The 15,009-nt window shown below is 52.4% G+C and carries 11 protein-coding genes and 2 pseudogenes; 4 read left to right on the top strand and 9 right to left on the bottom strand.

Annotation, left to right across the window (positions count from 1 at the left end; translation table 11 throughout):
- Window positions 1-687, bottom strand: coding sequence for a response regulator transcription factor (locus tag PV433_RS07065; RefSeq protein WP_332071478.1), 687 nt, complete (start codon window positions 685-687; stop codon window positions 1-3).
- Between the two features lie 214 nt (window positions 688-901).
- Between PV433_RS07065 and PV433_RS07060 the strand changes: the two are divergent.
- Both PV433_RS07060 and PV433_RS07055 read left to right on the top strand, forming a co-directional pair.
- Window positions 902-1,030, top strand: a pseudogene (locus tag PV433_RS07060) (DJ-1/PfpI family protein); the annotation flags it as partial.
- Between the two features lie 58 nt (window positions 1,031-1,088).
- Window positions 1,089-1,745 carry a DUF2306 domain-containing protein gene (locus PV433_RS07055; RefSeq protein WP_332071477.1) on the top strand — a complete coding sequence of 219 codons (657 nt, stop codon included), beginning with the start codon at window positions 1,089-1,091 and terminating at the stop codon, window positions 1,743-1,745.
- Window positions 1,746-2,057: 312 nt separating this feature from the next.
- Here PV433_RS07055 and PV433_RS07050 read toward each other — a convergent pair whose 3' ends face one another.
- Window positions 2,058-3,368, bottom strand: a complete 1,311-nt coding sequence (locus PV433_RS07050; protein ID WP_332071476.1) for a neutral/alkaline non-lysosomal ceramidase N-terminal domain-containing protein — start codon at window positions 3,366-3,368, stop codon at window positions 2,058-2,060.
- A 151-nt stretch (window positions 3,369-3,519) separates the two neighbouring features.
- On the bottom strand, window positions 3,520-5,307 hold the full coding sequence (locus PV433_RS07045; protein WP_332071475.1) for a hypothetical protein: 1,788 nt from the start codon (window positions 5,305-5,307) through the stop codon (window positions 3,520-3,522).
- Between the two features lie 421 nt (window positions 5,308-5,728).
- Here PV433_RS07045 and PV433_RS07040 point away from each other — a divergent pair, with 421 nt between their 5' ends.
- Window positions 5,729-6,637, top strand: a complete 909-nt coding sequence (locus PV433_RS07040) for an AraC family transcriptional regulator (RefSeq protein WP_332071474.1) — start codon at window positions 5,729-5,731, stop codon at window positions 6,635-6,637.
- A gap of 488 nt (window positions 6,638-7,125) precedes the next feature.
- Here PV433_RS07040 and PV433_RS07035 read toward each other — a convergent pair whose 3' ends face one another.
- Window positions 7,126-8,421 (bottom strand): ABC transporter substrate-binding protein, encoded by a 1,296-nt coding sequence (locus tag PV433_RS07035; protein ID WP_332071473.1) that lies wholly within the window; start codon window positions 8,419-8,421, stop codon window positions 7,126-7,128.
- Between the two features lie 354 nt (window positions 8,422-8,775).
- Window positions 8,776-8,940 carry an aldose epimerase family protein gene (locus PV433_RS34035; RefSeq protein WP_442951486.1) on the bottom strand — a complete coding sequence of 55 codons (165 nt, stop codon included), beginning with the start codon at window positions 8,938-8,940 and terminating at the stop codon, window positions 8,776-8,778.
- Here PV433_RS34035 and PV433_RS34030 point away from each other — a divergent pair.
- Window positions 8,881-9,419: pseudogene (locus PV433_RS34030) on the top strand (spore germination protein). The gene PV433_RS34035 and the pseudogene PV433_RS34030 sit on opposite strands and share 60 nt — an antisense overlap.
- Before the next feature lie 17 nt (window positions 9,420-9,436).
- Here the strand turns inward: PV433_RS34030 and PV433_RS07030 are convergent.
- The 4 genes from PV433_RS07030 to PV433_RS07015 all read right to left on the bottom strand — a co-directional run bounded on the left by PV433_RS07030 (window position 9,437) and on the right by PV433_RS07015 (window position 14,942).
- Window positions 9,437-10,153, bottom strand: coding sequence for a hypothetical protein (locus PV433_RS07030; protein ID WP_332071472.1), 717 nt, complete (start codon window positions 10,151-10,153; stop codon window positions 9,437-9,439).
- Window positions 10,154-10,209: 56 nt separating this feature from the next.
- The gene (locus tag PV433_RS07025; RefSeq protein WP_332071471.1) at window positions 10,210-10,572 is read right to left on the bottom strand and encodes a hypothetical protein; all 363 of its coding nucleotides are present in this window, start codon (window positions 10,570-10,572) and stop codon (window positions 10,210-10,212) included.
- A gap of 791 nt (window positions 10,573-11,363) precedes the next feature.
- Window positions 11,364-13,535 (bottom strand): tail fiber domain-containing protein, encoded by a 2,172-nt coding sequence (locus tag PV433_RS07020; protein ID WP_332071470.1) that lies wholly within the window; start codon window positions 13,533-13,535, stop codon window positions 11,364-11,366.
- A gap of 60 nt (window positions 13,536-13,595) precedes the next feature.
- Window positions 13,596-14,942: an ABC transporter substrate-binding protein gene (locus PV433_RS07015; protein WP_332071469.1), complete on the bottom strand. Its 1,347-nt coding sequence runs from the start codon at window positions 14,940-14,942 to the stop codon at window positions 13,596-13,598.
- Between the last annotated feature and the right edge of the window lie 67 nt (window positions 14,943-15,009).

Genomic DNA, 15,009 nt, shown 5'->3' with positions numbered 1-15,009 from the left:
TCAACCTCCCTCGAAGCGGTACCCCACTCCCCACACGTTGACCAGTAACTCCGGATGATTCGGGTCGGATTCGATTTTCTCGCGAAGCCGCCCGAGATGCACCCGGATCGTATGCCGGTCGCCCACCCCGTCCCAAAACTTTGCAAGAATCTGATCATACGTAAAAACATGTCTCGGATGCTCGGCGAATAGTCGCATCAACTCATACTCCTTCGGCGTGAGCACAACCTTCTTCTCATCCACGATCACTTCTCTCGTCGACAGATTCAGCTGGAAGCGGCCGAAGTCCAGCATCTTATGACCAGTTTGCGTCTGAGAGGCGGAACGCCGCAATACCGCTTTGACTCTGGCTATAATCTCGCCCGGCGAAGCGGTTTTGATGATATAATCGTCGCCACCGAGCGTCAGCCCCCGAATTTTGTCCACGTCGTCGCTGCGCGCGCTCAGGAACAGAATCGGAACGTTGCTTTCGGTCCGGATCCGGCGGCACAGCTCAAATCCGTTCAGCCCCGGCATCATAATGTCCAGAACGATGCCATGTACCGGGTTAGTCTGGAATGCGGACCAGGCCTGCTCGGCATCACAAGCGGTAAGGACGCGATAATTTTCGTATTCCAGAAAGTCTCTCAACAAATCGACAATACTCGGATCATCGTCCACTACTAGTATCGTATTTCCTTCGCTCATCGTATCCCACCTTTGGACTCCAGTTTATCATGTTTCCCGGAACAAACTAACGCAGCCGTCTATTTTGTGACGGTTCTTTATTGTTTTGTGACCTTTTTACAGCTTCATTTGGGATATTCGTTTGTTACAATGCTTGTTGCGGACACGGAACGGAATACCACGAGTTGCGGCTCAACCGAAGCGGGATCATCGGAAGACGGGGTTCCGACCGGTTATGGAGAAGGATGTGAGAGGTTTGACGTTTACGGTTCAAATCGCGCTTTTTGACGGCTTTGATCTTCTGGATGCCGTTGCGCCTTACGAAGTTTTTCGCGCCGCATCGAACTTAGCGGGTCAGCGGGTGTCGTGAACCCGAATAACGCCCGGATACTAAATATGGAGCAAGGGGAGGCTGGCATCTCTTGAACAAACCAAATCTATGGTCCGTCCTATTGGCCGCGATTTGCATCGGATTTATTCTATACGCTCTAGTAAACAACTATATCATCGATCCCCGGGCCGAACAGTTTTTGAGCCATAAGACCGGGCTCAAGCGCGAGCTGTACCTACCCGTCTGGCTAAACGTGATGTACGTCCATGTCGCATTTGCCTGCATCGCCATGGCATCCGGGCTGCTTAATTTTTCGAATCGATTGCTGGAAAACAAACGCAAGCTCCATCGTCTAAACGGCTACGTATATGTAGTGTCCGTATTTCTTGTTGTGCTCACTTCCGGATATATGGCGCCGTACGCCACCGGAGGGAAAGGAAGCAGCATGGGGTTTAACGCGCTCAATATTATCTGGCCGCTATTCACCATTACGGCGCTCGTTCAAATCCGAAAGAAACGGATCGCAAGGCACCGGAACTGGATGATCCGAAGCTACGCCTTCTGCTTTACGAACATGGTCATCCATCTCCTTACGTTCGCGGGTCAACAGGGATTCGGACTCGATTACGTTACCGGCTATACATATGGCGTATACGGCTCGATCGTGCTGCTTCTGCTCATTCCGGAGCTCATCATCCGAGCCGGCACCGCTCCAAAAGACGTGCAAAGACGCTTTCAAAACCGCTGAAAGCGTCTTTGTTTGTTTCGAAGGCGATAAACCTCCTGCAACGGCGGATTCATTTGTCCGGCATATTATCGGAACTTGATTGATCCGACATCGACGGCTGCATGGACGGACTGGTTCGGAAACCGCCGGTTGGCTTGTCTTTGTAAGCGGCTGGTTTAAGCTGAAATTCGCAATGAAACGTTTCGGCGTCCAAGGAGCCTGCCTAACTGAAACGAAACGAGAATGAAACCTCCGGTAGAGCCGGCAAGCTTCATTCCCGCTGCTTGTTGAACCTGTTTGATCTGCTGGAGCTGAGCCCGTAATCCGAAGCGCTTACTGCGACCGTCCGTGCAGCTCGTTCAGCAGCTCCAGGGCGGCGCTGACGAACAAACCTCCCGCCTCTTCGGCGAATTTCGTTCCCGTAGGCTCATAGCCGCCCCGGTCGAAAGCCTCCGGCGTGCAAACATAACCGTTGCCCGAGCCGTTGGCCAATTCGTTGATGATCGTATACGGGTACGGAGACTTCTCCTTGATCTCCAGCCCGAACTCGACGAATATTTCGGCCGGCAGCGCCACGACCGCGAGATCGCCGATGGCAACCGCCTGAACTTCATATTCCCGGGAACCAAGCGGCTGCCGGAGCGACTCCAGTCGCTGCTCGGCCCGAGCTTTTTCCATCGCTTGTCTGCCGCTCAACTCGTCGTCAGGCACGTCCCGCAGAGCTGCCAAAGTGCTGTGCGCCCACTTGACTTCATGCTCTCTCAGCGCCCGCTCGGATACGCTTACAAACCGGCTGGCGGCGGATAGTGCGACCTCGCTCGAATCGGTAGTCGTCTTGTCCCGTACCTTGGCGATTTCCCTGCCGAGGATATTCCCCATCCGAACCCGGTGCGGGATTACCTTGGGGTCGTGGCGGCCCAACACGTCGATATGATTAATATTCCCGCACGCCCCTTGGAAAAACAGACTGACGACCGTCTCGCCGTACAGCTGCTTGATCGTCCGGCTGATGTACGCCGGGTAATCGCCGCTGTACTCCGTTCCTCCCACGCAATCGGTATGAACCGCGTAGTTGCTGACGATGCCTAATGGTTCTCCCTGTGCGTTATCGATGCGGACGACGAGCACCTCCGGATCGATCGGGCCTTCCGGTCGGTCGATATTCGGGTTCAGAACGCCCGGATTCGTCTGGAGCCCGCCGTTCTTCATGAAGAAGCGGCGGTTGAAAGCAACGCTGTCCTCGCTCCCCCGGCCGCAGCCGATCTTCGCTTCTTCCCGGTTGCCGTAAGCCAGTATCGCCGCATCCGCCGCCTTCGCCTCAAGCGTCGGGTAGTAGGCCAGCGCCGCCTCATCCAGCGGGCGCGGCGGGCCTGTGTGCGTATGCGTGCAGGAGACCATCACCTGCTCGGCCGGAATCCCGGTATAGGCATGCACCCGGTTGCGGATGCGATCCGAGGAATCCAGCTCGAGCGAAAGAATGTCGATAACGATAAAAGCAAGAACAGCTTCCCCCGACTCGATCACCATCGCTTTGGCGAACAGTTCGTCCTTCAATCCCGTTGACAGCCGTGATTTGGGGCCGTAACCCGGTATCTGCATCCCGAGCGGCGGCGTCACATTCACTTCGGCCAGTCCGATCTTCATGACAACCTCTCCTACTAGATATCGATTTCTAATAACCTGACAAATGAATCCATTAAATTATCGCACACCGCCCAGTCTGCAATCAATCGGTAATCTTGAAAAAATGGAACTTTAGGTACAGGTCCGCACGGATTTACGGAATCGAACCGGGTCAACCTTTCGCAAACGCCGTGCCGTTCCATACATGCTGGTACGAGCCTTGGTGTTTTTCCGCCGTTACCAGAAGATCGCCAAGCTGCCATCCGGGCCCGCTCGCTTGAGAGACGCTGTATGCTTTCATGACGCCTGCTGCCATAGGCTGAACCGATTCGCACAAATAGAAATGATAAATGTTCACATTCGTGTCCGCAAACGTAATCGCTCCCGACGACTCCGCGGCGTACAGCTCCACGATTCCGTTTACCCGGCTGCCGTCCGCTTGGTGCACCCCGAGCAACTGCTCCGTAAGACCGGAGTCGTAGCGGATGGTCGCTCCGCTTGCCAGCTCCCAGTCAAAGATCATATAATAGCGCTTGCCGACGGTTAAGCCGGAAAACCGGAACCCTTGATCAGGCGCATGAAAGACAAGCTGCAGCAAATGTCTGCCAAGCTGAACGGACACAAGCGTTGAAGGATCCATGCCGTTTCCATATCCCAGCCCGCCGCCAAACGCCAGTACGGGAGTGGAAATATATTGAGCGTCACTTAACACGCTCTTGGCATTTACCGCACTTCTTGAGCCTTGGCTAACCGGGACGATCTTGATTTTCTCGGCTCTTCTCCCCATGATCGTAAGCGTGGGCCTTACCGGGCTATTCTGGAAAATATATGGTTCATCCGTGTTCACTACCGGCGAAAGGATGGTCACGCTGCTTGCTGAAACCTCAAACGCGCTTCCGATTCGTATCATCCCGTTGGACGGCTTTTGTTTATGCGTTTCAAAATACGGGGCGTTTAACATGACATCGGATTGATAAACGAACATCGCCACGCCATAATTTTGAAACTGGGGGATGCTGAACAAGATGCCGTGGCTGTTACGCAAATCAGGTAACGCGTGACAGTTGATGCTTTTGAACAAATCAAAATGGCAATTCTGCATATTCGTCCGGCCGGTGAGCGATACATGGCAGTACCGGACCATCAGAGAATGAAACGTATTGCTCCAGCCGTCTACATAGACGCCGCGGTAATACTTCTCGACAATGACGTTATCTACCCGGCAATGTTGGCCGCGAAAGTCGATTCCGACCGTGCCGTCGTCCGCGGCGCTCGCGGAGCTGTAATCTTTCGATCCGTTGAAGATAAGATTCTCGATGAGGAGTCTGGATTTCGTATTTTCGACAAGAACCCCATTGCAACGAATCGTCGGTCTGTCGGAAGTCCCCCGCACCGATTTGGTAATATTCAGGATGCCGTCATATACATAAGGCTGGGTGGAAGGCGGGATCAGCACTTCGTTCAGCGCGGCAAAAGCGGCATGGATGGCAGGAGTGTCGGCGGAAGCGTCCCCTCCCTTGGCTCCGAAGTCCCGTATCCCTGCATCCGCTGTCTCCAGCCGCAGCAAACATCCCGTCCCGGACCCGTCCGTCTCCCCCGCACCGGCTATATAATCGGCTACACTGCCGTTAAACGGTACGGTGATGCTTATTTTCGTTCCCCCGTTATGTTCGGATTTGGAACAATTCGGGTCATAACTAAATATTCCTCCGCCTGTAACGCCCTGCGGAGAGGAAAGCGCCGCACCGGGGTGCCAGCCCGCCAAATAAAACATTTGACCGGATTTGATCTGGGCGGCCTGCAGTTGCGAGATATCGGCCACACTGTCCAGCATCAACACTGCGTCCCCCTCCGGTTGTTCCGCATTCACGGTTGCCGGGAACATACCGCCGCTGATCATCGCGGCTCCTGTTACGCCCGTCGATGCGAGTAGTGTTCTCCTGCTCAGCTTTTTTTCCATAAATGATGCCTCCTTCGGACCTTTTAGACAAAAAAACCGATTTACAGCAGACGGCCCGTCCGGCGTACCGTTTCTTCACAGGGGCTCTGCCTCTGACCGCCCTCCTCCATTGTCTCCCTTCATCATATAATCGCCCCGCCAGCATTCCAACGGACGCTGTTGCCGAAAACTAAGTAATATTTTGTTCAAGACCCGAAGCGGATATCGGACGAGAAAAGATAATAACGCGCGCCGGAATCAGTTGGAAAACGACGGGATTCGATGGTAAGCTGTAAGAAAAACGTCTGAACGATTAACGAAATCTTGTAAACGGCGATCCTGTGCAGCAGCAACTTTTCTTGTGAGCAGAACGTATTCAGCTTCGCCGAACGCTTCTATTGGCTTGGCTCTTAAAATGGGATGTCTGGGAGGAGGGCTCCGTATGCTTCAGTCTGTGGATAAACAGGACCCAACAAAGGGTAAGCGCTTTCCATTCAAAACAACCAGCGTCGTCAAGCAAAACAATAAATATTTGGTTGTGGCCCATTGGCATGAGCAGCCCGAGTTCATTAAAGTGAAAAGCGGAACGGTTCTGGTTACGATCGACAACCGCAAATTCGATGCGACCGAGCATGACATCATTTTCATCAACAAAGGACAAATTCACGCCGTTGAAGCGATATCGGGACCGGATGCTAGAATCGAAGGCATGATCTTCGACAATCTGCTGATGACGCGGCTGGCGGAAAATATCGACACCATGTACTTGCACACGCTGTATCTGCGAGGGAATCATCACTACAATCTATATGCCTCTTCCCACCCCTTATGGGCGAATTTGAGCGAATGCATGGATGCGGCCATCCGTGAATACGCCACGAAAGAAATGTACCACGAAACGATCATCCAGTCGCATATCAGCCGCATGATTGTCTCGATTCTGCGCCATTACTGGAAGGAAAACTTCATGGACCCGGCGAGCCATAAACTGCAGATCGAGCGCCAGTTCTCCGTGATTAGCCCGGTTCTCGACTATATCGACGAGCATGCTTCCGAACCGATCTATTTGAGCAAGCTCTGCGAGCTGGTCAACATGAGCCCTTATTATTTCAGCCGGTTTTTCAAAAAAAGCATGGGCATTACCCTGACGGAGCATATTACGGCCACTCGCATCCGTCTCGCCAAAAAAATGCTGCTGAACAGCGACATGTCCGTGATGGAAATCGCCGAGAGGACCGGATTTTGCGACATTCAATATTTCGGCAAAGTGTTCAAACGGGAAGCGGGCGTATCGCCCTCGCAGTTCAAAAAGTGTTACCGGAACAGCGGCTATGATCCGCAGAACGGGTAAAAGAAGGCTCGGCTCCGCAGCTCGTCCGGCGGCAGCCCCCCGGATCGCCCGCGAACTCCAACACGAGCGCAGCGATTGGATTCCCACAGATGGGAATCGGTATCGGTATGGGTACTTCACTCCAGACGCTCGTTGATGGTTGTTCAGGGGAAACGACACGACCTCAACTGCGGCCCGGAAACAGCTCGGTTGCGGGCAGATCGAGTATGGCTCAGTTGAAGCTGAACTGGGTATCGGCAAACGAATAGGATAAGAGTCTTTGGCATGTTCTATTTTCCGCATATAGGGATGATAGAGACAAATAGAGATGGTTTGCACCCCTTATTTCATCCAACAGGTGGGGCGGCTCCCTTTTGGCCGGTATTAAGATGCTCAAACCACTCTTTGAATGGGGCTATCCGAATAGACATTATGAAATTTTGTGCCGCTCCGGAACAGCCGGGAGCACGGTCCCGGAAGCCTCGCCATGCGCCGGCTGCCGTCGTGTCTTATTTGGGCTGAGCTGCAATATCTTTGTTGGCGGCTTCTTCCGCTTCGCGCAGAGCCGTATTGATGTCCGTCTGGCCGCCGGTCACTTTTTTGACCGCTTCGGTCAGCTGCGGCCTGACGAGCGCATCATGCGTAGTTGGCACAAACGGCGTTGCAAAAGCACTTTTAAACACCGCATTAATATTTTTCCCCGCCATGGACTTCATGTTTTTGCCGAATAACCCTTTAATCGTGTCGTCTTTAAGCGAGGTGAATCTGCCGTTTTCCGTAATTAGTTTCTGGACTTCCTCGCCGATCAGCACTTCGATCGCCCGGAACGCGTCCTCCTTATGCTTGCTTAAGGAAGAGACGAGCAGGAAGTGACCAGATGAGGCCAGGCTCGTATTCGGCCGCTCGGGATGGCTCGGAAACTGGGTAACGTCCCAATTGAATTGGCTCGGCGTGCCATGCAGCTTCTCCAGAGCGGCAAATCTCGCATCATAGCTGGCGACCATCGCCAGTGTCTGGTCCTTGAGGAAATGGTCCAATACCGCTCCCTGGTTGCCGGGAACTTCGTTCACGGACTTCAACAGCTGCATAATCCGCTTCCAGCCGTCCGTCGTAATCTCGGCTTTGCCGGTCTTCGGGTTTATATACGGAAGGGACAGCTGGGTGCTCAAATCCGACGCTCCGGGGATCGCTCCGAGACCGCGGTATTGCACATTTTCCATCGTTCTTCCAAAGCTTCGGGATAATTGAATGACTGCGTCCCACGTCATCCCCTCCTTCGGATAACTGACCCCGAACTTGTCGAACAGATCCTTGTTGTAGAACAGGGCGAGGAAGTTCAAGGAGAACGGAAGGGCGAACAAATGATCGCCGCCTCCGTATATTTGGGAAGTTTGCAGCGCCGCCGGATCGAATTTGCCAAGGTCTACCTTGTATTTCTGAATCCATTCATTCAGATCCTGTGCCGTGCCCAGTTCCTTGTTCACCTTGATTTGCGGATACGTCGTGAATATAAAATCCGGAAATTCGCCTGACGAGATCAAGTTGCTCAATCCATCGTTGCCCTTGGTGTTTCTGACCATCGTTACCGTAATATGCGGATACTTGGCACGAACCGGCGCAGCGATGAAATTGGCGAATTCATCGTCCGTCAGCGCCGCTACATCCTGCAGCATGACGAGTTGAACCGGCTCGGGAGGCTTCTCCTCCGGTTGGGCCTGCGGGTTGCTGCCGCTTCCCCCGCCTCCGCTGCAAGCGGTTACAAATAATGCGATTCCGGTGCATACTGCCGCGCTTTTTCTGAACATATCGATCGATCCTTTCCCTAATCCGTCATTATTTCTTGCCTTCTGCTGACCGCCCTTCTCCGGCTTGCCTTGCCCATTGCTTTGCCGCTGATCTCCTCTCGCCTCGCCGTCTCCTCTTCATCATACAATCGCCCCCGCCGGCATTCCAACGGATGATGATGCCTAAAACTGAGTACTATTTTGCTCTTCTGTAATCAAGCGAAAGTACGGCCAAACCATAAGACAAAAAAGATGACTCCCGGACGATATTGGAATCATCTCGTGGAACCATCTTTTAAGTAGGGCCAAATTTTTCTTTAAGTGCCCTTGCTATGGTTCATCCCGGTTTACACAACGGCTGCAGTCCATCCTCTCTTAATCCGCGTCAGTCGAAAATTTATAAATGGTCGTCGCCTGGAAGCATTCGCCGGGCCTTAACACCGTGGATGGAAAGGCCGGCTGATTGGGCGAATCCGGCAGGTGGCGCGGTTCAAGGCAAAAAGCGTCCCCTTGCCGGGACTGCTTGCCCGCAGCGCCGATGAAGGCGCCGTATTGTTATTGGATGCGTCCAGGACGACTCACCGCAATGTATCGGAACCTTTGATGGAATCCACTGTTCTCGGACCACAGGAAAGATTTACCGAAGACATTTCCGTCAACCTGTCCCTCCTGCGCAAAAGAATAAAAATGTCCATTTTCGAATTGAGCAGTTCATCATAGGTACGGAAACAGAAACGAAAATCAACTTACTCTATCTCGGACATCTTGCCAATGAATCCGTTGTAAATGAATTCCGAAAACGCATCCAATCGATTCAGATTGACAGCATTTTGGACAGTGCCTACATAGAAGAGTGGATTCAGGATAAAACGCTCTCTCCTTTTTCTACCTTTCTGAACACAGAACGGCCTGATGTTCTGGCCTCCCACCTGCTGGAGGATTGGATAAGCATATTTTTAGATCGAACATTGAATCCGAATCGGTTCATTGCCAGCCTAATTGACTGGATCGGTGGGTGACTTAAATATCATCCATTTTAATCCTTCCGGGCTTCTTGATTGTTGATACTATTAATCGAAAACAGTCGTTCAAAAAAACGTTTATATATCTCAATTACTTCGGAACAAAAGTCTTTTTTTAAGAAGATGAATTCCGGTTCAAATTCAAAATCGCTCATTGATTGAAGAGTTGTTGCTCCTGATTGTTGAAGCAATTCGTTTATCAGATCCATTTTATTATGAGTGATTGAAGGATAGCGCTTTGAAATCAAAAGTAGATTTTCCCGATCTTCACTAATGTTCCCTTGGTGGTGGACAATACAATTCCTAATTTTATTCAGGTCACTAATTTGATGCCACAATCTTTCATCCTCCGGAAATTTAAAGCCAGCTTGTTTCATATATCTACACGCTCTTGTAAGTGTATCTTTTCCGCTACGAAAAGGATTTTGCAACTTCATTTCTATGTTAATCCTATTGCATAGTTCATAAAGAAGCACTTCTAACGTGCTGCTTATTGTAATAAATAGTGAATTTCTATAAATATGAGGGTAATGATTTAAAGTATCGACATTAGTAATCTCTGTATGGATAACCTCTTGCTCTTCCCCATTGTGAAAAGCGATTGCTTCAGTTGTCTTTACCTTTTCTAAGTCATAGAGAAACTTTTCCGTTGTATTAATGTAGTTTTGATGATTCCCAAATAAATAATGGACTTTCGACAAGTATCCCGGTTTATCTTGAATCATTGACACTTAAGTTCCCCACACTTCCTAATGAAAGTATTATTTTATCCAATGGATTTGTCTTATCATTTATCTTGTTTCGACTTTACTTTCACCGTAAAAATACTGAGAACTATCGTAAGTAAAACGTATGTCCAGAACCCATGAATCTCAAAACCGCCAAGGTATTTATCAAGCAGCCAGAGTTTTATTGGCGTCAGCACTATGGAGGCGAGAATTAATGCCGGTGTTGTTAAGCAGCCAACCCCCACTACAATCAGCATCACTGACAATGCCATGGCCAAACTGAACAAAAAACTAATCACAAACATTAGAACAGATGCAATTACTAAAGTCTTAGTATCCGCAATGGATAGATACTCATTAAAATACTGATTGCCTACCCAGAACACAATAAGTGTAACAAGTAAATTTAGAATATTCCTCATGAATTCCTCCCAATAAAGTTACCTTTTCATTGCGTATTCCTCTACAACCTTCAAATCCTTGTCTTCCATAATCCATCGTCACCCTTGGTGATGGAATAGATATCTCCAAGCGCCCAATGCCAGTTGTCCATTGTCCTTTGGCTCTTTCCCTAATATCTTACTTTATGACATCGTTGGTGTCTCCCTATAAATGAAATCTCCAGCCTGATTTCATGAGCGATTATAATCCTCGACCTGGCATCCCCATATCGTAAACCTGTTTCCATATGGATTATAAAAATCAAAGAGAAGGCTGACGCTCGCTAACCCATCATGGACTTTATGGGCATTTTTGCATCCAAGGTGCTTCATTTACCATTCCATAGCCTCATCAACGTTACTGACAGGGATATGAATAAAATTAACTTCCTGTACGATCGAGTCATCCTTGATCTGATTCATGAATGAAATCCTCCCTTTTTTCGTACTAAGATCAGTTGCCGAGCAAACAGTCTTGTTCCTCCAAACGTTTAAGCTGTTCCTATCAGGTTCCTAGTTTACGCATTTCAATTATTTTACATTAGAAACCCGATTTAATATACCGATAAATTACCGATCATTCCAAGATGAGGTCCATTCCTCAGGCAAACATACGCACCCGTTCCTGCCCTGCGATCACGGATTAATCTGGACGCCGCTTCGGCCGAAAAAAACCAAAAGAAACGACAGGGTCGGATAAGTAACACTCATCCAACTCTGCCGTTGCTCCCGGCACGACGTGCCGGTCTACGTGAACTAACTCCCGAATGAACTTAAAATTGGCCGTTCAACCGCTCACTCATCCGCCGGTTCCATTCCCTGCGCTGCAAGGCGGATTCGAGAAACTGGCACTCGTCGGGCCGGATACCCCAAGTTTCCCGCCGGTTGCCGGTTTTCTCTTCGACGACCTCATCCCGGCACAGCAAGCCGTAAGCGAAGGCGTCCAGCCCGAACCGGCGAAACGCTTCTTCGATATCCTGGGCCACGAGCCCGATATGCAACCGGGCCCCGTCTCCCTTCTTCGCTACGGCGTCCTTGAAACGAAACATCCGGTACTGCACGCTAGCCCACGCATCGAGCACAGCGCCCGGGATCGGCTGGATATCCTGCTTTTCGTGCCGATCCGACGTGTTAATAACGCCGCTTGCAGCGTATACGTCCGCCCAGCGGGCGTAGGATGCGCCGAGATGAACGTCCGCGTCGCTCGCCGGCGCATGGAATTTGTCCGTGCCCGACAACATCGTGCGGGTTACCGGCACGCCGTCCACCCACATTTTGGTTTCGCGCACCCCGCCCGTGGAGAGAAACTCGATCACATTTTCCGACCACGACGAACCTTTGCGGTATTTGCCCCCATACCCTGCGCTCGTGTGTCCGTTCGCGATATACGGCGTTTCCAGCCAATGGCGCGTCGGCGTTTGCACATCGCCCTTCCCCGTCCAGCGGATCGAGTTGCTCGGGTTAAGCGCGTTAACCATCTCCGAGGTGCCCCTGGCCGTCAACGAGTTCGTTTCCAGCACTTTGGCCGTCCAGTTCGGGTTGTGCACGGTCCCGAGCGAGCGCATAATGTTGTTATCGTCAATGATCGCAATCGTGGAATGAATGTAAGTGCCGATGAATGTACACAACGACCGGCCGGACAACCCGTTCAGATGGATTACCGGACGCTGCCGTCCGGCTTCCTGCACGCATTCGAAACGTCCGTTGATGAACGTGACGCCTTCCACATGGCCCCCTTCGGCCTTGAACATTTCGAAATCACCTTGAAGCGGCGCCGCCCGTTCCTGGAATATGCAATTGATGAATACGTTCCCGTATGCTTTCGGCGTGCTGTTGCGGTACATGTACAAGCAATGAACGTTGCCGCGGTAACGGCAGCTGATCCATGTGTTCTCATTAAAGGCTACCTGCTTCGCCCCGGGCACGGGGTTGACCCCCAGCAGCAGACCTTTTTTGATGGCATAACATTCCACCATCTCAAACTTGTTGTTGTTCGATTCATGGCCGTGGGTCACGGAGTTGTATACTCTGTGTCCGCCGTTAAACCTCCGGGTCCGGATGCGCTGAAAATCCCCGGAATACACGCACGTATCCAGCGGCCAATACCAGTTGTTCTGCTCGCCCGGGATCAGAATGAAGTTGCCGCCGCATTGCCCCAATCCGTCGAACACGACCGCCGCACGGTTGTTTTCACCGACAGGTCCGCCGTTGATCCGCAGGCCGGATACGTTCTGCTCGTTGGGGGAGTAGATGTAGGGATCGGCGCCCGTCCCGAACAAGCCGGAGCTCTGCACCGCAAATAGCAGCGGCTCGTTCAGTGTGACCGTCACGATGCGAGCCGGCAAGTACAAGTACCGGTTAGGCTCCGCCTCCGCCACCCGCTTGGCTGCCAGCAGCCCGGCCGTCTCGTCGCCGTTGTCCCCCACTACGCCGAACCACTCTGCATACACGCCGCGCCCGTCGAAGGGACGTACCCAGCAGCCGAGCCCGTTCGGATCGGTTTCCCCGGCTCCGTTTAAGTAATCCGCGAGTGTCGCCTGCTGACCGTCCCAAGGGACCGTCCAACTGATGACCGTTCCGCCGTCATGCTCCGACTTGGGACGTGAGGCATCGAAGTAGAAAAGACCGCCGCCGACCTCCTTACCCGGATGATAAGCGATGACATGCGCCTGCCGCCCGTCGTACTCTCCTTCGAAGCCCGCCAGCTCGGCTACGGAACCGAGCGCCTTCACGTTGCGGAACGGCATCCCGGGGCCGCCCATCCACCCATAAACCGCCGTACTGACCGACCTGCCGTCTGCCACCCCATATGCGCCGGTTGCCGCCCATGCAGCTCCGGTCATGCCTACGGCGGCCAGCAGCTTTCTTCTGCTGATCTTCGGGGACGGGGAAAACTCCTTCTCCTCTTGCGGCCCCTGCGATGCGCCTTTTTCTTCCTCCGACAATGGGATCACCTGCTTTCTTTTAGGTTCAAGAGGTAACCGCTTTCATCGTTCCGACTGCCTTTATTGCTTCGCTGCCTTCATCTCGGCTGCCGCCTTGTTGAGCTCGTCGTTTGCCATCCGCATGGCCGTATTCATATCGACTTTCCCTGTAAAATACGCCTCCAGATGTTTGGTGACGATCACTCTTCCCTTCTCGTCGTAGATCGTCTTCTCGTGGGGATCGGCGGACCGGACGGCCAGCAGCGCGGCGATATCCACCCCTTTGCTGAGCGGGCTCTCGGCATACAACCGTTTATGGATATCCGGGTTCACCAGCGCTGACATGTTGCCCTTTTCGGAGTAACCCTTCTGCATCTCATCCGTCAGCAGATAGGCCATCACCTCAAACGCCTGATCCGGATGCTTGCTGCCGTGTGGAATCACGAAGCCGTCGGAGAAAAGCCCGGGGCCGACGCCCGGTTTGTCCTTAAACGTCGGGTAGCTGACGACGCCCCATTGGAACCCTTCGCTCGCGGCCTTCGCCAAATCGAGATTGTTAAGCAGCAGCAGCTGCGGGAACATCGCGAGCGTTTTCGTATCCAAAAACGCCTTGGCGCCGTCGCCGAACGTCGCTCCGCTCGGATAGTTGCCCGGAATGCCGTATATATCCTGGAACGTTTGAAACAGTCTCCTCCAGCCGTCATCCGAAGAAACAAGGGCCTTGTCGGTTTGCGGGTCCACATAAGGCAGCGACAGCTGGGACTGCATCCGGTTCAGAGCGGTGCCCGCATTCAAGCCGCGGTAGGCGACGCCGTTTTCGGTGCGTGTCACCTTGCGCGCCAGCTCGATGACTTCGTCCCAGGTCATGCCGTTTCGCGGGTACTCGGCTCCGAACTTGTCGAAGATGCTTTTGTTGTAATGAAGGCCGAAGGCATAGGTGCGGAATGGCAGATAGACCAGTTCCCCTTTATCCGTATACGAGCGGATGCTTTTGACCACCTGCGGGTCAAGCCGCTTCAGATCGAATTGATGCTTGGAGACGAGCGGCTCCAGATTGCTGGGCACGTTCAGATCGGTCAACTGCTGAAGATTGGTCAGGCCGAGCCATACCAGGTCGGGAATGTCGCCCGCAGCGATCAGGTTTGACATCGTCACCTGCTTGTCGGCGTCCACCTTGCGGAGCGTGACGTTCGGGTACTTTTTCTTAATCGGCTCCTGCATATAATCGATAAAATCTTGATCCCGCAGTATGCCATGCGCGAACAAAGTCAAGGTGACCGGTTCGCCTCCCGCCAGCGATCCCGCCGGATTATCCGGCGTCTTGCCTACGTCCGCCTCGCGACCGCAGCCGCTCGCGATCAGCAATCCGCCGACAATCAGCGTCGTGTATAAAAGGCTCTGTCTTCTCGATCTTCCTGAGTCCCCCATGGATGGATTCCCCCTGTCTAATTCCTAATTTCGTCCGGACGCCGAAGCGGCTGTTTCCCCGAACCGT

Source organism: Paenibacillus sp. GYB004 (assembly GCF_036577605.1).
Taxonomy (GTDB): Bacteria; Bacillota; Bacilli; order Paenibacillales; family NBRC-103111; genus Paenibacillus_AB; species Paenibacillus_AB oceani.
The sequence above is the reverse complement of the archived record's forward strand: the minus strand, read 5'-3'. Positions and strand labels throughout refer to the sequence as shown.